An 18357-nucleotide genomic window follows, 5' to 3' on the forward strand; every position below is an offset into this window, starting at 1 on the left:
ACCCGTCATGCGGGGCGGTGCCTCTGCCGGAGGCGTTCACCCCTCTCCCGACCCGGCCTTACGGCCGGCCCACCCTCCCCTGCAGAGGGGGGAGGGACAGCGCGGGGGCCGTAGCCCGGATGCGCGACACGCGCGCTTGCAGAGTCCCTCGGATGAAAGCCGTCCCGAGCCCGAAGCCCCGGGACGGTTCGAACCCTCACTCCGTCTCGGGCGCGATCTGCTGCAGGCCGCCGATGTGGCGCTGGGCGTAGAGCGGCAGGCCGATCTGGTTGATCAGCTCCAGCTGCGTCTCGAGGAAGTCGATATGGCCCTCCTCGTCCTCGGCCAGATCCTCGAACAGGCGCTTCGAGACGCGGTCGTTGATCGAGTCGCAGTACTTGGCCGCCTCGAGGTAGAGCGAGCGGGCCTCGTTCTCGGCCGCGAGGTCGCACTCGATGATCTCCTGCACGGTCTGGCCGATCCGCAGCGGGTCGAGCTCCTGCAGGTTCGGGAAGCCGTCGAGGAACAGGATCCGGTCGATGAACCGGTCGGCGTGGTTCATCTCCTCGATCGATTCCTTGCGCCAGAACTTGGCGAGGTCGACGTAGCCCCAGTCGTTCAGCAGGCGGAAGTGGAGCCAGTACTGGCTGACCGCCGTCAGCTCGCTGCGCAGGCCTCGGTTGAGGTACTCGATGACCTTGGTGTCGCCCTTCATTGCCCCACACTCTCCGTTGTCGGAACGCGAGGAAGCGGGCGCCAGGTTCGAGAACCGTCGGGCACCTCTCAGGCGGCCAGCTCCTCGTCCGCTGTTTGGAACTGTTTCAGACTGCAGGCGCTGGCGCAAGACGCCGAGCAGGCATGGGCGTCCGCTTCCGCCGCTTCGCTGAGTGCCGTGCGCAGGATCGACCGGATGGTGCGGGCGCAGCGCCCGCATTTCGGGCTGCAGCCGAGGCAGGCATAGACCTGGGCGGGCGTGCGCGGGCAGGCCGGGCCCGGATCGAGGCAGCCGCGCACGGCGCCATCGGACAGGACGTTGCAGGAACAGACGATCATGCGACCCGTGAACCCTGGCTTGGTTCTCGGCCGGCCGGAGAGCCGTTCGGCCGTCCCTCGATACGGAGCCGACCCCGGACGGGCAGGCCCTCGCTGATGCACACCAGATTAGAACTCTTGAAAACTAGAGCGTTTTCAAAGCGTTAGTGCGGGCGACACATGGCACCGGGGCGTGAGTGGGTCAAGGGTGCCGGGTTCACGTGTGCGCAATCGATCAGGCCCTTCCCGCAGCCTTGCGCTCCGTGCCGGACCCCGCCGGAGACGCGCCGGACACGGTGACGCAGCCGGCTCCAATCGTCCTCGGCCGCCCGGTCCGGCGGGCGCGGCCGGAGCCGAATCGCGGACAGGCCGCGGCCTTCGTCATCCCGCAACGCAGCGAGGCCGCCGCCGGGGAATCCTGGCCGGACAAGGACTTAAAGCCCGCCACCGGTTTCGCATCTCCCCAAATCCCTCTAGCCTTGCGCGATTCCCCCCTGTAAGGCCGCCCGGCGCGCTCACGCGCCGCCTCCCCGCGGCCCGGCGGGGCAAATTCGGCGCAAGCCCGGACTGAAGGAGATTCCCAGGGATGGCAAAGACCGCAGCGGATGTCCTGAGGGAGATCAAGGACAACGACGTCAAGTACGTGGACTTCCGGTTCACGGACCCGCGGGGCAAGTGGCAGCACGTCACCTTCGACGTCTCCCTCGTGGATGATGAGATCTTCCAGGACGGCACCATGTTCGACGGCTCGTCGATCGCCGGCTGGAAGGCGATCAACGAGTCCGACATGCTGCTGATGCCGGACCCGGCGACCGCCTGCATGGACCCGTTCTTCTCCGCCTCCACCATGTCGATCGTCTGCGACGTGCTGGAGCCGTCGAGCGGCCAGCCCTATTCCCGCGACCCGCGCTCGACCGCCAAGCTGGCTGAAGCCTACTTGCGCTCCACCGGCATCGGCGACACGATCTATGTCGGCCCCGAGGCCGAGTTCTTCGTCTTCGACGACGTGAAGTTCGGCGCCGACCCCTACCACACCGGCTTCCAGCTCGATTCGACGGAACTCCCCACCAACGGCTTCACCGACTACGAGGGCGGCAACCTCGGCCACCGGGTGCAGACCAAGGGCGGCTACTTCCCCGTCCCGCCGCAGGACTCGGCCCAGGACATGCGCGGCGAGATGCTGGCCGCCATGCAGTCGATGGGCGTGAAGGTCGAGAAGCACCACCACGAGGTGGCGTCGGCTCAGCACGAGCTCGGCATGAAGTTTGACACGCTGACGCTGCTCGCCGACCACATGCAGATCTACAAGTACTGCATCCACAACGTGGCGCAGAGCTACGGCAAGTCGGCGACCTTCATGCCCAAGCCCGTATACGGCGACAACGGCTCCGGTATGCACGTGCACCAGTCGATCTGGAAGAACGGCAAGCCGCTGTTTGCCGGCGACAAGTACGCCGACCTCTCCCAGGAATGCCTCTGGTACATCGGCGGCATCATCAAGCACGCCAAGGCGCTGAACGCTTTCACCAACCCCTCGACCAACTCCTACAAGCGCCTTGTCCCAGGCTACGAGGCCCCGGTGCTGCTGGCCTACTCGGCCCGCAACCGCTCGGCCTCCTGCCGCATCCCGTGGACGACGAACCCGAAGGCCAAGCGCGTCGAGGTCCGCTTTCCCGACCCGATGGCGAACCCCTACCTAGCCTTCTCGGCGCTGCTGATGGCCGGCCTCGACGGCATCCTCAACAAGATCGATCCGGGTCCGGCCATGGACAAGGACCTGTACGACCTGCCCCCGCGCGAGCTGAAGCAGATCCCGACCGTGTGCGGCTCGCTCCGTGAGGCCCTCCAGAGCCTCGACAAGGACCGGGACTTCCTCAAGGCCGGCGGCGTGTTCTCGGACGACCAGATCGACTCGTTCATCGAGCTGAAGATGACCGAGGTGCTGCGCTACGAGATGACCCCGCACCCGATCGAGTTCGTGCAGTACTACTCGCTCTGAGCGGACGGGCCGGGCGGCGACGCCCGGCCTGCCCTGATGATCGCGGCGCCGGGGCCCTGCACAGGGCTCCGGCGTCTCGCGTTTCGCGCCGCGTCGGCGCGCTTGCAGGTCGGCCCAAATTCCTATCCAAGGATCCGGACGATCGATGATCCGGGCCTCCGTGATGGGACAGAGGACGAAGAAGCGGATCCGGCCGAACCGGACGAGGAAGCGGCTCGGCCGCCTGCCGCCGACACCGGAGTTCTTGAAGTTCGGCAGCTACTTCCATCAGGACGTTCTGGTCCTCCAAGGCACCTGGGAAGCCGCGACGCTCGATGTCGTCGCGTCGTTCAACGGCGAGGATCGGAAGCGGCTGCGCGACTTCATCGGGACGGTCCTGGAAAGCGACCTCTCGCCCGACGAACTGAAAAAGCTCTGGGATCTGACGGGATCCGATTGGTATCTCGATGGCGCCGCCCTTCGGACCATCCTCGCCCTCGCGCATGATGGGTTGCGCAAAGGGCTGTCGCGCCGAGAAGCCCGCATGCTCTTCCTCGACCACCTCGCCGTCGTCGCGCCGACCCTCGCGGAGGGCGTGGTGCATGTCCGCGAGAGCCTGGACCTCGACATCCCCGAGGGCGGGCGCCACCGCGAGATGGGCACGCGCAACCACCTGCTGCGCCTCGGCGAGGCGCTCTTCCTCGAAGTGATCGCGGTCGATCCCGAGGCGCCGCCGCCTGACCGCCCGCGCTGGTTCGGCCTCGGCGATGCCGCTGCGGTCCGGGCCGATTGGGAGTCCGGGCGACGCCTGCGCGCCTTCGTGGCCCGCACGAACGATCTCGACGGCGCGCTCGCCCGGCGTCCCGGCCTGTTCGGCTCGGCCATGCGCATGAGCCGCGGCGCTCTCTCCTGGCGCTTCGCCCTGCGCGGTGACGGCGCGCTCCCGATGGACGGCCTCCTGCCCTGCCTCATGGACTGGGACGCCGCCGGCCACCCGGCCCGCGCCATGCCGGATCTCGGCGCGCGGCTCCTCGTCTTCCGGCTCGACCATCCCGACCCGGAGGCGGCTGCCGCCCTCTACCGGGAGATCGGCCTCCTCAACCCGCCCGAGATCCACGCAGGTGCCGTGTTCCGCTACACGGCGGAGATCGAGACGCCCGCGGGCCCGCGCATCCTGGGCTGAGCCGGGACCGCTCGAGCCCGGGCGCGACGGCCTCCCGGGCTGGGATCGAAGCCTCAATCCGCCCCGCTCGGCACGCAGCCGCAGACGGACATCTGCCCCGGTACCGTGGTGGTCCACTGGCCGTTCCAGGCCGAGGCGTAGCTGCTGCAGGTGGTGGGGCACTTGTTCTGGGCGTCGCCGTTGTTCCAGATCGGCCCGGCCTTGGCGTCGAAGCTCTTCGGGACGGTGAGGAGCACCAGCGCCTGCGTCGGCGTGGAGGTCTCGACCTTGTCGCCGGCCGGGTTGGCGTAGCCGCTGTCGCCGCAATAGACGGACGGCAGGAAGCGGCCGTAGGTGCGCGGCCCGGTGGCGTTGGCGCCGACCACGAAGGCGGATTTGAGGTAGGCCGCCGCCTGCGCCGCGTAGCCCGTCGCGTTGAAGTTGGGCGTCCCGCACTCGGATTGCTGGCTCGCCGTGATGCCCCAGGGCACGATCACGAAATCCGGCTTGAGCGCCTTGAGGGCCGCCAGGGCTTCCGCCTGGCCGTAGGTGTAGGCGTCCGCGCAGATGAGCAGGGACGTCTTGCCGAACGGGGTCGAGACCGTCTTGATGTCGGAGAGCGCGCCGGGCGTGTAGGCACAGCCGGGCTGGTTCAGGATCGCCTGGCAGGCCGCCGGGTCGAAGGCGTTCTGCAGCACGTTGTACTTGCGGTGGTGCAGGACGATCTGCCCCTGGGGATCGATCAGGATGCCGGAATCGTAGGCCTGATAGGCGTTCGGTAGCGAGCCGGGGCCGGCTTTGGGGCCCTGTTCGGCCAAGCCCGCCGCGACCCAGATGCCGACGCTGCGCGCGATCTCGGCGAACTGGTCGCTGTACCGGCCGGGAATCGGTGCGGCCTGGGTGAACACGGCCGGGTTGAGCCACCCGAAGACGGAGCCCTCGGGGAAGATGATCAGTGTCGCGCCCTGATCCTTGGCCTGCTGCGCCAGACCGCGCATGACGTCGAACTTGCCGACGTCCGAGCTGGGCAGTTGCGCGAGGCCGACGACGGTCTGGGCTTTCGTCGGCAGGGCCGCGATCGGACCCGAGATCAGGACGGCGCCGACGAGAACACGTCGCAGAAGCGATGCTAGAGGCATGGTCGATCCCCCCGATACCGAATCGGTATCGGGCAGGAAGGTTACTCTAGGTTATTTTACCGTACAATCTGAGGGTCGGGCGCGTTCCTTCCGGACCATGCCGCGAAGCGTCGCGGCCGCCCCGCGCCCCATGGATCGGGCCGACCGGGGCCGCGGCCCTCGCCTTGCCAGACGGACGAGAGCCCGGATAGGTCCGCCGGACGAGAGGACGCGGCTCCGATGCGGGGCCGGACGGCCGGAAGGATGCTGATTTGAACGTCACCCAGCTCACGCACCACGACCTCGACGGCTACGGCGCCTCGACGGTCGTCGGCCTCTTCCGCGACGTGCGGCGGGTGGTGCACATCCCGCGCTACGCCGATGTCGGGCCCGTGGTCGAGACCGAGCTGAAGCGGCTTGAGCGGACCAAGGCGCCCGAACTGCTGATCCTCACCGATCTGGGTCTCGAGGAGGTCGCCGTCACCTTCATCCGCCGCTTCGCGCAGATGAACCTGAAGCGCGAGGCCGAGCGGCGCCACCGCCTCGTGGTGCTCGACCACCACGCCTCCTCGATCGACCAGCTGCGCGCCCAGAAGCTGGAGCCGCGGCCCGACCCGGAGCGGCCCGCGCTGAACCGATTCGACGCGGGCGACCCGAACACCGTCGTGCTGATCGACGCGGAGCGCTGCGCCACCCGGATGGCCTACGAGCAGCGCGCCCTCTACGCGCCCGAGGCCGGGGCGGGCGATGCCGACCTCGCCGCGCTCGTCGCGGCGGTCGACGCCCTCGACCTCTGGCGCAAGGACCGGCCGGAATTCCTCGGGGGCCTCGCCCTCGACGAGGCCTTCTGGGACAACGTCTCGACCCTGATCCCGGTGGGCCACCCCTGGCATGATCGCTTCGTCAGCGGCCTGCTCCTGGCCCTCGCCGCCCTGCTGCGCGAGGGGCTGGACCCGGCCCGGATCGAGGCCCGGCTCGGCGCCGTGCGCCTGGCGCTCGTCGATGACCTGATGGCGGGCGATCCCGACGACGACGCCCGGCTCACCACCCGCATGCGCGTCGCCCGCGCCCTCGCCCGCTCGGAGGAGCTGTTCCGGCCGCTCTCGGACGGGACGCTTCTCTCCTTCGGGCTCGATTCCGGCGCCTTCCAGCGGATCTCCGACCTGATCATGGAAGCGGGCCGGGCCAAGCGCGTCGTGAACGTGCAGCGGGTCGGGACGCTCTCTTTCCGCTCGAACAACGAGACGGCGCTGGAGGGCGCGCGCAAGTTCCGCGGCGGCGGCCACCGGGACGCGGCCGGTGGCCGGCTCCAGAGCGGGGCGGCCTTCTCGCTCGCCGACGCCATCGCCCAGGTCGAGCCGGTGCTGAACCCGCCCGCGCCCGATCCCGACGCCAGCCCCTTCGCGGCGCTCCGCGCCCTGAAGGGCTGAAGGCGGCCGCGCGCCGGAACGGACCCGCCTCCCGCCCGGTTACCCGGCCGGTTCGGCGCGCGGGAGCAGGGTCACGGGATGGGTGAGCGGTCCTCGGAGCACATCGTCGTCCTGCTCGTCGACGCGGTCCGCGAGGCTGCCCGCCTCACGGCGCGGACGCTCGAACTCGCCCGCGTCGAGACCGACGGCAACATCCGGGCGCTCGCCGGGCTCGCCGCCAAGGTGCTGGCGATCGCCGTGCTGGTGGTCTCGGCTTTCTTCGTCTTCCTCGACGCAGCGGTGAAGTTGCTGGCCGCGCTGATCGGATCGGAGGCGCTCGGCGCGGTGATCGTCGCCGCGCCCTTCCTGGGCGTCGCGGCGATCCTCGGACTGATGGGCGCGCGCCGGATCGCCCTGCACAACCTCGAACCCTGGCGGACCATGCGCGAGGCCGAGCGGATCGTGCGCCTCAGCCCGCCCGCCCCATCCAGTCGGTGATGATCCGGATCTGCCCGTCGTCGAAGAGCGCCGGGGCGTGACCGCAGCCCGGGATCTCGACGAGCGTCGCGCGCGGGCCACGCCGGGTCATCTCGGCGGCGGTCTGCGGCAGCAGCAGGTCCGAGGTCTCGCCCCGCAGCAGCAGCACGGGGCAGCGCACCGCATCCCAGTCGCGCCACAGCGTCACGTTGTAGACCCGGCCCGGCCGGAACGCGACGGCGATGGCCGGATCGTAGTGCGGGCGCCAGGTGCCGCCGGGTTCGGGGACGAAGCTGTGGCGGGTCATCGCGCGCCACTGCGCGTCGGTGAGGGTGCCGAAATCCCGGAGCGCCGAGCGCAAGCGCGCCTCGGCGGTCGCGAGCGAGTGGTGCAGGCGCGGCGCCTCGCGCAGGCGGTTGCCGATGCCCCTGAGCGCCGCCCAGGGCAGGAACGGGCCGATGTCGTTCATCACCAGCCGGCGGATCGGCGTGTTCTGCGCGCCTGCCAGCACCATGCCGACGAGGCCGCCGAGCGAGGTGCCGACCCAGTCGAGCCGCTCGACGCCGAGATGCGCGATCAGCGCGGCCATGTCGGAGACGTATTGCGGCAGCCCGTAGAGCTCGGGGTCGGCGAGCCAGCCGCTCTTCCCACGCCCGACGATGTCCGGGCAGATCACCCGGTAGCCGAGGCCGACCAGCGCGCGCGCCAGCGGATCGAAGTCGCGGCCCTGGCGGCTCAACCCGTGCAGGCACAGCACCGTGTGCGGGCTCGCGGAATCGCCCCACTCCACGTAGGCGAGATCGTGGAAGCGCCCCTGCGCGTAGCCGATCGTGCGGCCGGGCCGGGGCTCGGCCGCGTCGCACCCCTCGGCCTCCGCCAGGGCGGGGTCCGCGAGCATCACAGCGGGCCGGCGCCGGTTCCGCGCGCGACGTCGCCGGCCGCGCGCAGCGCCGTGCGCTGCAGGTCGAGCATCTGGTGAGCGAAGCGCTCGCCCTGCTCCCGCAGGTAGCGGCTCTGGAGATCGGCGGCCGCGCGGGCATCCTCCGCTCGCACCAGGCTGGAGGCGAAGCTGAAGCCAGCCCGCATGTTCGTGTCGGTGGCGACGAAGAGGGTCTGGGCCACCGCGCGCATCGCCGCCCAGCCGCGGGCGGTGGGACCGTCGGCGTTCCGCCCGTCCGCCGAGAGCCCCATCAGGCCGGCCGCCCGCGCGGTGGAACTCTCGAAGGCGTTGAGGGCCACCTCGCCGGCCTCCACGCAGCGCAGGTAGGCCGCCCGGGCCCGGGCGATGTTCTCCTCGGCCAGTTGCCGACCCTGCTCGGTCATGTCCTTGTGTCCCCCGGTCCCTGGCCGTCCGGCCGCCGCAGCTGAGCAATCGAATCGGCGCCGCCGCGTTCCGCCTCTCCTTGACGGCCGCCCATCTCTTGTCACGCCCGCACCCCGGCGCAAAGGGCACGCCGGGGCCGCGCCCGACACAAAGCGGCGTGCGTGTGCGGCCGCGGGTGGGGAGTGCGCCTCAACTGGTCTTCAGGAAACGCTCGATGCTCCCGCCCAGGCTCTCGGAATGGGTGCCCAGCCGGTCCGCGATGGCCCGCACCGCGTCGGCGAGCTGGCCGGTGACGTTCGCCGCCACGGAGACGCCGCCGATATGCCCGGACATCTCCTGGGTCGCGACGGACTGCTCCTCGACGGCGCTCGCCATGGCGAGCGTCAGCTTCGACAGTTCGGCGACCGCGGAGCCGATCATCTCGATTGCGCCGACGGCCTCGTCGGTAGCGGTCTGGATCGCCGCGACCTGCTGCGTGATCTCGTCGGTGGCCCGGGCGGTCTGCGCGGCCAGCATCTTCACCTCGCTGGCCACCACCGCGAAGCCGCGGCCCGCCTCCCCGGCGCGCGCGGCCTCGATCGTCGCGTTCAGCGCCAGCAGGTTCGTCTGAGCCGCGATCGTGCGGATCATTGTCACCACGGCATCGACCTTGCGGGCGTTCTCGGCGAGGTGACGCACGGTGCCGTCCGTGGTCCGGGCCTGCGCCGCGATCTGCTGGGTACGCTCCGTGACGCGGCCGACCTGGCCGGAGATCTCGTGGATCGAGCCGGCCATCTGCTCCGAGTTCGCGGCCACGGAGGCTGCCCGCCGCCGGGCATCATCGGCGGAGGAGCCGAGGCCGTCGGCGGAAGCCTGCATCTCGCGGACCGCCGCCGACACCGCCTCGACCACGCGCGAGACCTCGGAGGCCACGTTCACCTGGGCCGTCGCCACGGACCAAGTCAGCATCGGGCCGATATAGGCGCCGTCCGGGCCCGTGATGGCCGAGACGCGCAGGTCGAGCACCTCCGGCCCGAGCTTGATCTTGGCCCGGTGCGGCAGGTGGCTCGCGTCGGCGAGCATCCGGCGCTGGTGCTGGGGGTTCTTGTGGAACACGTCGATCGAGGAGCCCAGCAACTCCGAGACCTTGATCGGCAGATGCTGCTCGATCGCGCCGAGCGTGCTCTTCGAGGTCTCGTTGAGATAGTCGATCCGGAAATCGTTCCTCGGGTCGGCTGTCATGACGGCGACGGGCATGCCGTCGATCATCGTCATCAGGCGGCCGGTCTCGTTCTTCTTGGCGGTGATGTCGGTGGCGAACTTCATCACCGAGGCCACCCGGCCGTCGGCGTCGAGCACCGGGCAGTAGCTCGCCTCCAGCCAGACCCGGTCACCGGCCTTCCCGTAGCGGGCGAACTCGCCCGAGACGGCCTTGCCGCCCCGCAACGTATCCCAGAACGCGCCGTAATCGGCACGCTTGGCCTCGTCCGCATCCACGAAGATTCGGTGGTGCCGCCCACGGATCTCCCCGATGTCGTAGCCGACGAGATCGAGAAAATTCCTGTTTGCATCTAGTATCTTGCCGTCTGGTGTATACTCGATTGTTGCGATGGCGCGATCGAGGGCGGCGAACTTGAGGCGATCGGTGTTGGATTGTGATCTTTTGAACATTGTCTTCATTCCTATTCAGAATATCCTCTGCGCTCGATTGGTTAACGATAGATAAAAATAGGATTAAATGGGTAGCGCCGGCCTACGCCGCGGCCGCGGGCGACGCCTGTTGGCGAAACGTCCCGTTCACGATATGTGCCTAACGCTCGGGCGGTGCCGGCCCCGCCGGCCCGTCAGGCGATCCCGAGGCGACCCATGAGCGAACCCGTCCGCATCCTCGGCATCGATCCGGGCCTGCGCCGCACCGGCTGGGGGGCGGTCACGGTCACGGGCTCCAAGCTTGCCTACGTCGATTGCGGCGTCGTCACCTCGGACGAGGACCTGCCGCTGGCCCGGCGCCTGCGCGCGCTGCACGACGGCCTCGCCGGGGTCGTGCGCGCCTTCCGGCCCGACGAGGCCGCCGTGGAGGAGACCTTCGTCAACCGCGACGCGCAGGGGACGCTCAAGCTCGGCCAGGCTCGCGGCATCGCGCTGCTGGTGCCGGCGCTCCACGACGTGCCGGTGCACGAGTACGCCGCGAGCCTGATCAAGAAGACGGTGGCCGGCAACGGACACGCCGACAAGGCGCAGATCCAGGCGATGGTGCGCTTCCTGCTGCCGAGGGCCGAGTTCCGCCTCGCGGACGCGGCCGACGCGCTCGCCATCGCGATCACGCACGTCAACCACCGCGACGCGCACGCGCTGCGACAGAAACACCTGCCGGCAGGCTACTCGGGCCGCGCCGCCGAGCGGATCGCGGCGGCGCTCGCCCGGCAGGGCTGAGACGCGGCCCGAATGCTACTTGGCTGCCTTGAACTCGCCTTCGAGCCGCAACGTCACCTCGTCGCCGAGGATCGGCAGGAAGGCGTTGATGCCGAAATCCGAGCGCTTGATCACCGCGCGCCCGTCGAAGCCCACCGTGTACTGCTTGTCCACGGGGCTGACCCCCGCCTGGTTGAATGTGGCGTCGAAGGCGACGGACTTGGTCACGCCCTTGAGCGTCAGGTCGCCGACCACGCGGGCGGTGGTCGGGCCGGTCGGCTCGACCGCCGTCGCCCGGAAGGTCGCGGTCGGGAATTTCTGGGTGTCGAAGAAGTCCGGCGTCTTCAGGTGCTGGTCGAGCTTCGGGTTGAGGCCGCTGACGCTGTCGGTGCGGATCATGACGCTGAGGCGGCTCTTGGCCGGCTCCTTCGGGTCGAGGGTCGCCTCGCCCGAGACATCGGTGATCTGCCCGAAATAGGTCGAGTAGCCGAGATGGCTCAGCGACCACGTGATCTTCCCGTGGGCCGGGTCGAGCTGGTAGGCGCCGGGGCGCACCTGGTTCGGGTCGGTCGTCGGCCCCTCGGCGGTCTGGGCGCGGGCCGGGGTGGCGAGCAGGCCGAGGGCCAGCAGGGTCGAGGTCAGGATCGGGGTCCGGCGCATGGTGTCGGCGGGGCTCCTGTGGGGCGTTGGGCCGGGGCTCGTTCCGGCGGGCGCGTGCTCCCCTGTTCCACGCCTGCCGCCCGCGCTCAAGCCGCGCATGGTGCGCGCGGGCCCGCTTCTGTAGTCATCCGCGCACGGATGAAGGCTGGACGATGATCGGCAAGCTCAAGGGCCTGGTGGATTCCTTCGGCGAGGATTTCGTGATCCTTGACGTGAACGGCGTCGGCTACGTGGTTCACTGCTCGGCCCGCACGCTGCAGCGGCTGCCGGCCCTGGGCGAGGCGGCGCAGCTCTCGATCGAGACGATCGTGCGTGAGGACATGATCCGCCTCTACGGCTTCCGCTCGGACGCCGAGCGCGAGTGGTTCCGCCTGCTCCAGACCGTGCAGGGCGTGGGTGCGCGGGTGGCGCTCGGCGTCCTCTCGGTGCTGGAGCCGGAGCAACTCGGGGCCGCTATCGCCACCGGCGACAAGGGCTCGGTCGCGCGTGCGCCCGGCGTCGGCCCGCGCCTCGCGGCGCGCCTCGTGGCGGAGCTGAAGGACAAGGCGCCGGCCTTCGCGCCACTCGACCCGGCGCTGGCGAGCCTCGTCGAGGCGGCGGAGGCGGGCGGCCCGTCAGGGCCGGTCGCGGACGCCGTCTCGGCGCTGACCAATCTCGGCTACCCGCAGGCCCAGGCCGGGGCTGCGGTGGCGGCGGCGCTGAAGAGCGCCGGGGAAGGCGCGGAGGCGCGCGCGCTGATCCGGCTCGGGCTGAAGGAACTCGCCCGCTGAGAAGGCCCGCCCGGAGCGCTCAGATCGCGTCGGTGCCGGTCTCGCCGGTGCGGATGCGGATCGCCTCCTCAATGGTGGAGACGAAGATCTTGCCGTCGCCGATGCGGCCGGTCTGGGCCGACTTGCGGATCGCCTCGACGGCGCCCTCGACCAGCGCGTCCGAGAGCACGATCTCCAGCTTCACCTTCGGCAGAAAGTCCACCACGTACTCGGCGCCCCGATAGAGCTCCGTGTGGCCCTTCTGGCGGCCGAACCCCTTCGCCTCGATCACGGTGATGCCCTGAAGGCCGACCTCCTGGAGGGCCTCCTTCACCTCGTCGAGTTTGAAGGGCTTGATGATCGCTTCGATCTTCTTCATGCCGGAGGGCCTGACAAGCACTGCGCTGTGTCAGATTTCTAACACCCCGCCCGCACCTCCGCCACGCCGTTTTACCCGGAAGTCCGGGAAAACGGCCTATCGCCTCGGCAGCTCCGGCACATCGTTGAGGCAGATCGGGGCGGGCGCACATTTTCCGGGCAGGTCTTGGGCTGCTCCCGGGCAGGTCCGGAATCGCGAGAGGAGAGGCACGGGATGTCGGAGGCACGGCTGCTCACGGTCGAGGCGATGCGGACCGTCGATGCGACCGCGATCGCGGGCGGCACGCCGGGCCTGCGCCTGATGGAGCGCGCCGGCGGGGCCGTGGCGGAGCGGGCCCGTGCGCTCGCGCCCGCGGGCGGGCGCGTCCTCGTCCTGTGCGGGCCGGGCAACAACGGCGGCGACGGCTTCGTGGCGGCCCGTCTCCTGGCGGAGACCGGGTACGCGGTGGACCTCGTCCTGCTGGGCGAGCGCCCCGCCCTCAAGGGCGACGCGGCGGGGGCAGCCGCCGCCTGGACCGGACCCGTGACGGAAGGGCCCCCGGAATCGCTGCCGCCCTGCGACCTCGTCATCGACGCGCTCTTCGGCGCCGGCCTCGCGCGCGACCTCGACGGCGAGGCGCGCGCCCTGGTCGAGCGGGTGAACGCCTCGGGCCTGCCCGTGCTCGCGGTCGATGTGCCGAGCGGACTCGACGGCGATACCGGCACGGTACGGGGCGTCGCCGTGCGGGCGCGCGAGACCGTGACCTTCGTGGCGCTCAAGCCCGGCCACCTACTCCAGCCCGGCCGCGCGCTCTGCGGCGACCTGCACGTGGTCGATATCGGCACCGGCGCGCAGGCCCTGTCGGCGGGGCTCGCGGCCTGCGGGCCGGCGCTCTACCGCAACGGTCCGGCGTTCTGGGGGGCGGCGTTCCCGCGCCTCGCGGGCGAGAGCCACAAATACACCCGCGGCCACGCCCTCGTGCTCTCGGGGCCGGCTTACCGGACGGGCGCGGCCCGGATGGCGGCGCGGGGCGCGCTCAGGGTCGGGGCCGGGCTCGTCACCGTGGCGTCCCCGAAGGACGCGCTCGCCGAGAACGCCGCCCACCTCACGGCGATCATGCTGCACGCGTGCGACAGCGCCGACGACCTCGACGATATCCTCACCGACGAGCGCCTCAACGCGGTGCTGCTCGGCCCCGGCCTCGGAACGGGCGAGCCGACGCGCGAGCGGGTGATGGTGGCGGCCTCCGCGGGGCGCGCCCTGGTGCTCGACGCCGACGCGCTGACGAGCTTCCGCGGCCAGCCGGAGGTGCTGGCGGGCCATATCCGCGACGGCGAGGCCCGCGCCGTGCTCACCCCGCACGCGGGCGAGTTCGCCCGGCTCTTCGGCGGCACGCCCGCCGCGGAGGACGGGCTGACGAAGCTCGAGCAGGCCCGCCGCGCCGCCGCGCTCACGGGCGCGGTCGTGGTGCTGAAGGGCGCCGACACGGTGATCGCCGATCCCGATGGGCGGATCGCGATCAACGACCACGCCACGCCCTACCTCGGCACGGCGGGGGCGGGCGACGTGCTGGCCGGGCTGATCGCGGGCCTGCTGGCGCAGGGCATGGCGCCCTTCGAGGCCGCCGCCGCCGCGGTCTGGCTCCACGGCGACGCGGGCCTGCGCCACGGGCCGGGCCTGATCGCCGAGGACATCCCGGAACTGATGCCGCGGGTGCTGGCCGGCCTGCCGAGCCGGCTCAGGTGACCTCGAACGAGGTCCACAGCCCCGTGTCGAACCGCTCCAGGACCGTGGCGCTGAGGAGCCAGCGGCCCGGATTGTCGGCCTGGAAGGCGATGCGGGCGGTGCGGCCCTCGAGCAGCTGGAAGGTGTCGAGCCAGTAGGGCTCCCAGCCGTCGTCGAGCGGGTGGAGCAGGCGGAAGACGTGGCCGTGCAGGTGCAGCGCCTGCGGGAAGGCGGTCTCGTTGCGCAGCGCCAGCACCACCACCTGCCCGCGCTTCACCGAGAAGATCGGCGCGAGACCGGCCGCGCCGCTCTGGCCGTTCACCATCCAGATCCGGGCCGGGTCGCCCGCATAGGTGGGCTCCGCGGGCTTGGCCCCAGCGTCCTTGGCCCCAGCGTCCTTGGCCCCGGCGTCCTTGGCCCCGGCGTCCTTCGCATCCTTGGGCACCGTCGCGCCCCCGGTGATCACCACGTCGCGGCGCACCGCGTTCTGCAGCTTCACCTCGGCGGGCAGGAGCCTGTTCTCGCCGACCGGCCCGATCGGCGGGCGCTTCTCGGTGACGGGCGCGCCCTTCGTGGTGACGCTCGCCAGCACGAGGCCCTGGCCGACCAGCGCCGAGATCGAGCCCGTCTGCCCGGGCTCGGACGGCAGGTCGACGAGCAGGTCGTAGCGCGTGCCGGGCGGGAAGGGCAGGGTGGCGCGCAGCGGCTCGAACGTGTCGGTCGGCTGCCCGTCCACGGCCGCCACGTAGACCTTCAGGCCCTCGAAGCGGATGCGCGTGCCGCGCGCGTTGCAGGCGTTGCCGATGCGCACCCGCACCCGCGAGCCGGGGCGCGCCTCGAACGTCTCGGGCACCGGGCGCCCGTTGACGGTGACGAGGTTGCCGAGCCGCCCGTTCGCCGCGGCGAAGGCGGTCTGGCCGAAGCCTATCAGGCTCCCGTCGGCCTCCAGGCGCCAGTCCTGCACCAGCAGGGCGACGTCGGCATCGACCGCGGGCGGCGCCTTCTCCTCCACGATCAGGAACCCGGCGAGCCCTCGGCCCGAGGGCTCGCTCGATCCGCCGACCACGAGGGGGCGGGCGAGGTAGGTGCCGGCATCGGGCGGCGTGAACACGTAGGTGAAGTCGGCGCCCGGCCGGATCGGCGCCTGGGTGACGCCGCCGACGCCGTCCATGGCGTTCTGGTTGCGCACCCCGTGCCAGTGCAGGGCGAGCGGCTTGTCGGTGCGGTTCTCGACGCGCACCCGCACGGTCTCGCCGAGCTTCACCCGCAGCACCGGCGGCTGGGCCCGGCCGTCGAAGCTCCACACGGCCGTCTCCGGGGCCGGCTCGGGCCGGAGGCGGGCCTTGCCCGGTGCCGCCGTGAGGGCGCGGGGCTCGGGCGTCAGGGCCTGATCCCTCGGCGCGTCCTTTGGAGCATCCTTGGGCGCGTCCTTGGCGCCCCCCTGCGCGAGGGCCGAGACCGGGAGCAGCCCCAGTGCGGCGGCCCCTCCGAGCAGCGCGCGGCGCGAGGGCGGGCCGGAGATCGGATCGGCTGGCGGCATGCGGTCTCTTCGATCGGAACGGCGCGCAAGGGCGCTTCGGGCTGCCGCTTGTAGCCGCCGCGCCAAGCCGGCGCCACCGAGGGGTTATGCGCGCGGCCGGCCCTCCGCGTCCTCCCTCCCCCCGCTGCGGGGGAGGGTGCCCCCCGAAGGGGGTCGGTCGGGACGAAGTCCCGCAGAGAGGGGACCCCAGCTTCCGGAAGAGGCCCAGCGTCGATGCCGAGCACGGTCCGGCACCGTCGCTCCCCTCTCTGCGGGACTCCGTCCCGACCGACCCCTGCTGACGCAGGGGCCACTCTCCCCCGCAGAGGCAGGGCGATCGCATATGCCGAGCGAGCCTAGCCCCGGTCAGGCGTGGGTCCCCTCTCCCATAGGGAGAGGTCTGCTTTCGCAGAAAGCCGGGTGAGGGGTATGAGGCTTCCGGATAAACGCGGTGCTGAACGCGCGTCGATGGCGTGCTCAGCTCTGAAAGGTCATACCCCTCACCCCAACCCTCTCCCTATGGGAGAGGGGGCGCGGTGCGGTTCCAGTGGCGATCGAGGAGACGACCCCCGCCATATGCGATCGCCCTGCCCGCAGAGGGGGGAGGGAGGACGCGGGTTCCGTCCGCTCGCCTCGCCCCTGCCTCTAAGTTTTTTGCTGCTTCCCCGTGCACGCGTGTTATAGAGCCGCCCTCCGGCGGCCGGATTCGCGCCGGGCGTCGGCGCGCGCGGGCGTGGCGGAACTGGTAGACGCGCTGGATTTAGGTTCCAGTGTCGCAAGACGTGGGGGTTCGAGCCCCTCCGCCCGCACCAGCCCCGCCGGGATGACCGGTCCGTTTTTCCGCGATCACGGAAGCCGGCCCGCCTCATCCGTTCCCGCGGACCCGCCGCCCGACGCGTCCGGCCCCAAGCCGCGCCTCCCGGCGGGACGGCGCGCACCAGAACACGACCACACGAGACGGTACGAGAGCGACGACGATGCAGGTGACCGAGACACATTCCGAGGGGCTGAAGCGCGCCTACCAGGTGCTGCTCCCGGCCAAGGACCTCGAGGATCGCCTGAACACCGAGCTCTCGGGCATGAAGGACAAGGTCCAGCTCAAGGGCTTCCGCCCCGGCAAGGTGCCGGTGGCGCACCTGCGCAAGGTCTACGGCCGCTCGGTGATGGCCGAGGTGGTGCAGAACGCGGTCAACGAGGCCAACCAGAAGATCATCACCGACAACAACCTCAAGCTCGCCCTGGAGCCGCAGGTCGCGTTTCCCGAGGACAAGGCGGAAGTCGAGAAGGCCCTCGAGGCCAAGGGCGACTTCGCTTTCACGGTGAACCTCGAGGTGCTGCCGAGCTTCGAGCTCGCCGACCTCTCGGACGTCAGCCTGACCAAGTACGTGGCCAAGCCCTCGGACGAGGAGGTCCAGGAGGCCCTCGACCGCATGGCCAAGCAGAGCCGTCCGTTCTCGGACCGTGCCGAGGGTGAGGCCGCCGAGGCCGGCGACCGCGTCACCATCGACTTCGTCGGCCGCATCGACGGCACCGAGTTCGAGGGCGGCAAGGGCGAGGGCGTGGACCTCGAGCTCGGCTCGAACACCTTCATCCCGGGCTTCGAGGACCAGCTCGTCGGCGCCAAGGTCGGCGAGAGCCGCCTCGTCAAGGTGACCTTCCCGGAGGCCTACGGAGCCGAGCAGCTCGCCGGCAAGGACGCCGAGTTCGACGTCACCGTCACCAAGATCCAGGCGGCGGGCGAGGCCCAGATCGACGACGCGCTCGCCAAGAACCTCGGCCTGGAGAACCTCGACAAGCTGAAGGAGGCCATCTCCGGCGCCATCGGCTCGGACTACGAGGCCGCCACCCGGCGCAAGCTGAAGAAGGACCTCCTCGACGCGCTCGACGGCAAGTACGCCTTCGACCTGCCGCCCTCGCTCGTCGCCCAGGAATTCGCCAACGTCTGGGCCCAGGTCGAGCAGGACCTGAAGACCCGCGGCAAGACCTTCGAGGACGAGGGCACCACCGAGGAGGCCTCGCAGGCCGAGTACCGCAAGATCGCCGAGCGCCGCGTGCGCCTCGGTCTGGTGCTTGCGCAGGTCGGCGAGAGCGCCGATATCAAGGTCTCCGACGAGGAGGTGAACCAGGCCCTGATCGCCCGGATCCGGCAGTTCCCGGGTCAGGAGCAGCAGGTCTGGGACTTCTATCGGAAGAACGCCCAGGCGCTGGCCGAGCTGCGTGCGCCCCTGTTCGAGGAGAAGGTGGTTGACCACGTTCTCTCGCAGGTCAAACTGGTCGAGGAGCCCGTCTCGAAGGAGACGCTGTTCGCCGACGAGGACGCGGAAGCCGACAGCGCCGACGAGACGGCGGCCTCGACCGAGTCGAAGGCTTGAAGTAGCCCGGTACCTGTCCTGACTGGCAGCGGGCTGTATGGTTAGGCGGCGTTAAGCACCGCCGGTGTTCGCTGACATGCCCGGCCGCCGCGATGATTCGCGCG

Annotated in this window: 17 protein-coding genes and 1 tRNA gene; 9 read left to right on the plus strand and 9 right to left on the minus strand. The window is 70.7% G+C overall.

Annotated features, from left to right (window positions below):
* Nucleotides 1-196: 196 nt before the first annotated feature.
* Together bfr and MFF56_RS11725 are read right to left on the minus strand one after the other, a co-directional pair.
* A complete protein-coding gene (gene bfr, locus MFF56_RS11720) occupies nt 197-694 on the minus strand; it encodes a bacterioferritin (RefSeq protein WP_066920650.1) in 498 nt (165 codons plus the stop codon).
* A 68-nt stretch (nt 695-762) separates the two neighbouring features.
* The gene (locus MFF56_RS11725; RefSeq protein ID WP_066920652.1) at nt 763-1032 is read right to left on the minus strand and encodes a (2Fe-2S)-binding protein; all 270 of its coding nucleotides are present in this window, start codon (nt 1030-1032) and stop codon (nt 763-765) included.
* Between the two features lie 565 nt (nt 1033-1597).
* Here MFF56_RS11725 and glnA point away from each other — a divergent pair.
* Entirely contained in the window at nt 1598-3010 is a 1413-nt protein-coding gene (gene glnA / locus MFF56_RS11730; protein WP_066920654.1) for a type I glutamate--ammonia ligase, read from the plus strand.
* A 145-nt stretch (nt 3011-3155) separates the two neighbouring features.
* Nucleotides 3156-4172, plus strand: coding sequence for a VOC family protein (locus MFF56_RS32205; RefSeq protein ID WP_308445270.1), 1017 nt, complete (start codon nt 3156-3158; stop codon nt 4170-4172).
* Nucleotides 4173-4225: 53 nt separating this feature from the next.
* On the opposite strand, the gene MFF56_RS11740 is transcribed toward MFF56_RS32205, so the two are convergent.
* Nucleotides 4226-5290 (minus strand): nitrilase-related carbon-nitrogen hydrolase, encoded by a 1065-nt coding sequence (locus tag MFF56_RS11740; protein ID WP_066920656.1) that lies wholly within the window; start codon nt 5288-5290, stop codon nt 4226-4228.
* A gap of 251 nt (nt 5291-5541) precedes the next feature.
* Between MFF56_RS11740 and MFF56_RS11745 the strand changes: the two genes are divergently transcribed.
* Both MFF56_RS11745 and MFF56_RS11750 read left to right on the plus strand, forming a co-directional pair.
* Nucleotides 5542-6699: a dimethylmenaquinone methyltransferase gene (locus MFF56_RS11745; RefSeq protein WP_066920658.1), complete on the plus strand. Its 1158-nt coding sequence runs from the start codon at nt 5542-5544 to the stop codon at nt 6697-6699.
* Nucleotides 6700-6777: 78 nt separating this feature from the next.
* Nucleotides 6778-7176, plus strand: a complete 399-nt coding sequence (locus MFF56_RS11750) for a phage holin family protein (RefSeq protein ID WP_066920660.1) — start codon at nt 6778-6780, stop codon at nt 7174-7176.
* Here MFF56_RS11750 and MFF56_RS11755 read toward each other — a convergent pair.
* The 3 genes from MFF56_RS11755 to MFF56_RS11765 all read right to left on the minus strand — a co-directional run bounded on the left by MFF56_RS11755 (nt 7148) and on the right by MFF56_RS11765 (nt 10129).
* Complete coding sequence (locus MFF56_RS11755) at nt 7148-8053, minus strand: alpha/beta fold hydrolase (RefSeq protein ID WP_082772956.1); 906 nt, start codon at nt 8051-8053, stop codon at nt 7148-7150. The two genes, MFF56_RS11750 and MFF56_RS11755, sit on opposite strands and share 29 nt — an antisense overlap.
* Nucleotides 8053-8478 carry a phasin family protein gene (locus MFF56_RS11760; protein WP_066920661.1) on the minus strand — a complete coding sequence of 142 codons (426 nt, stop codon included), beginning with the start codon at nt 8476-8478 and terminating at the stop codon, nt 8053-8055. Before MFF56_RS11760 ends, MFF56_RS11755 begins: the two co-directional genes overlap by 1 nt.
* A 190-nt stretch (nt 8479-8668) precedes the next feature.
* The gene (locus MFF56_RS11765; RefSeq protein ID WP_238230046.1) at nt 8669-10129 is read right to left on the minus strand and encodes a methyl-accepting chemotaxis protein; all 1461 of its coding nucleotides are present in this window, start codon (nt 10127-10129) and stop codon (nt 8669-8671) included.
* 195 nt (nt 10130-10324) lie between these two features.
* On the opposite strand from MFF56_RS11765, the gene ruvC reads away from it, so the two are divergent.
* A complete protein-coding gene (ruvC, locus tag MFF56_RS11770; RefSeq protein ID WP_066920665.1) occupies nt 10325-10891 on the plus strand; it encodes a crossover junction endodeoxyribonuclease RuvC in 567 nt (188 codons plus the stop codon).
* 15 nt (nt 10892-10906) lie between these two features.
* Here ruvC and MFF56_RS11775 read toward each other — a convergent pair whose 3' ends face one another.
* The gene (locus tag MFF56_RS11775) at nt 10907-11530 is read right to left on the minus strand and encodes a YceI family protein (RefSeq protein WP_066920667.1); all 624 of its coding nucleotides are present in this window, start codon (nt 11528-11530) and stop codon (nt 10907-10909) included.
* A gap of 152 nt (nt 11531-11682) precedes the next feature.
* On the opposite strand from MFF56_RS11775, the gene ruvA reads away from it, so the two are divergent.
* A complete protein-coding gene (gene ruvA, locus MFF56_RS11780) occupies nt 11683-12300 on the plus strand; it encodes a Holliday junction branch migration protein RuvA (protein ID WP_066920669.1) in 618 nt (205 codons plus the stop codon).
* Nucleotides 12301-12319: 19 nt separating this feature from the next.
* On the opposite strand, the gene MFF56_RS11785 is transcribed toward ruvA, so the two are convergent.
* Nucleotides 12320-12658, minus strand: coding sequence for a P-II family nitrogen regulator (locus MFF56_RS11785; RefSeq protein ID WP_003600526.1), 339 nt, complete (start codon nt 12656-12658; stop codon nt 12320-12322).
* 213 nt (nt 12659-12871) lie between these two features.
* On the opposite strand from MFF56_RS11785, the gene MFF56_RS11790 reads away from it, so the two are divergent.
* Nucleotides 12872-14383 (plus strand): bifunctional ADP-dependent NAD(P)H-hydrate dehydratase/NAD(P)H-hydrate epimerase, encoded by a 1512-nt coding sequence (locus MFF56_RS11790; protein ID WP_066920671.1) that lies wholly within the window; start codon nt 12872-12874, stop codon nt 14381-14383.
* On the opposite strand, the gene MFF56_RS11795 is transcribed toward MFF56_RS11790, so the two are convergent.
* Complete coding sequence (locus MFF56_RS11795; protein ID WP_066920673.1) at nt 14376-15902, minus strand: multicopper oxidase family protein; 1527 nt, start codon at nt 15900-15902, stop codon at nt 14376-14378. The two genes, MFF56_RS11790 and MFF56_RS11795, sit on opposite strands and share 8 nt — an antisense overlap.
* A 706-nt stretch (nt 15903-16608) precedes the next feature.
* On the opposite strand from MFF56_RS11795, the gene MFF56_RS11800 reads away from it, so the two are divergent.
* A tRNA-Leu gene (locus MFF56_RS11800) sits at nt 16609-16693 on the plus strand.
* Between the two features lie 165 nt (nt 16694-16858).
* The gene (tig, locus tag MFF56_RS11805) at nt 16859-18253 is read left to right on the plus strand and encodes a trigger factor (protein ID WP_066922250.1); all 1395 of its coding nucleotides are present in this window, start codon (nt 16859-16861) and stop codon (nt 18251-18253) included.
* Nucleotides 18254-18357: the final 104 nt, after the last annotated feature.

The sequence above is a fragment of the Methylobacterium hispanicum genome (genome assembly GCF_022179285.1).
In the GTDB taxonomy this organism is placed as follows: domain Bacteria; phylum Pseudomonadota; class Alphaproteobacteria; order Rhizobiales; family Beijerinckiaceae; genus Methylobacterium; species Methylobacterium hispanicum.

Excerpts from the sequence above, each read along its gene's own strand:
- bfr (WP_066920650.1), bottom strand. The coding sequence starts at position 694 with ATGAAGGGCGACACCAAGGTCATCGAGTACCTCAACCGAGGCCTGCGC.
- MFF56_RS11725 (WP_066920652.1), bottom strand. The coding sequence starts at position 1,032 with ATGATCGTCTGTTCCTGCAACGTCCTGTCCGATGGCGCCGTGCGCGGC.
- glnA (WP_066920654.1), top strand. The coding sequence starts at position 1,598 with ATGGCAAAGACCGCAGCGGATGTCCTGAGGGAGATCAAGGACAACGAC.
- MFF56_RS32205 (WP_308445270.1), top strand. The coding sequence starts at position 3,156 with ATGATCCGGGCCTCCGTGATGGGACAGAGGACGAAGAAGCGGATCCGG.
- MFF56_RS11740 (WP_066920656.1), bottom strand. The coding sequence starts at position 5,290 with ATGCCTCTAGCATCGCTTCTGCGACGTGTTCTCGTCGGCGCCGTCCTG.
- MFF56_RS11750 (WP_066920660.1), top strand. The coding sequence starts at position 6,778 with ATGGGTGAGCGGTCCTCGGAGCACATCGTCGTCCTGCTCGTCGACGCG.
- MFF56_RS11755 (WP_082772956.1), bottom strand. The coding sequence starts at position 8,053 with ATGCTCGCGGACCCCGCCCTGGCGGAGGCCGAGGGGTGCGACGCGGCC.
- MFF56_RS11760 (WP_066920661.1), bottom strand. The coding sequence starts at position 8,478 with ATGACCGAGCAGGGTCGGCAACTGGCCGAGGAGAACATCGCCCGGGCC.
- MFF56_RS11765 (WP_238230046.1), bottom strand. The coding sequence starts at position 10,129 with ATGTTCAAAAGATCACAATCCAACACCGATCGCCTCAAGTTCGCCGCC.
- ruvC (WP_066920665.1), top strand. The coding sequence starts at position 10,325 with ATGAGCGAACCCGTCCGCATCCTCGGCATCGATCCGGGCCTGCGCCGC.
- MFF56_RS11775 (WP_066920667.1), bottom strand. The coding sequence starts at position 11,530 with ATGCGCCGGACCCCGATCCTGACCTCGACCCTGCTGGCCCTCGGCCTG.
- ruvA (WP_066920669.1), top strand. The coding sequence starts at position 11,683 with ATGATCGGCAAGCTCAAGGGCCTGGTGGATTCCTTCGGCGAGGATTTC.
- MFF56_RS11785 (WP_003600526.1), bottom strand. The coding sequence starts at position 12,658 with ATGAAGAAGATCGAAGCGATCATCAAGCCCTTCAAACTCGACGAGGTG.
- MFF56_RS11790 (WP_066920671.1), top strand. The coding sequence starts at position 12,872 with ATGTCGGAGGCACGGCTGCTCACGGTCGAGGCGATGCGGACCGTCGAT.
- MFF56_RS11795 (WP_066920673.1), bottom strand. The coding sequence starts at position 15,902 with ATGCCGCCAGCCGATCCGATCTCCGGCCCGCCCTCGCGCCGCGCGCTG.
- tig (WP_066922250.1), top strand. The coding sequence starts at position 16,859 with ATGCAGGTGACCGAGACACATTCCGAGGGGCTGAAGCGCGCCTACCAG.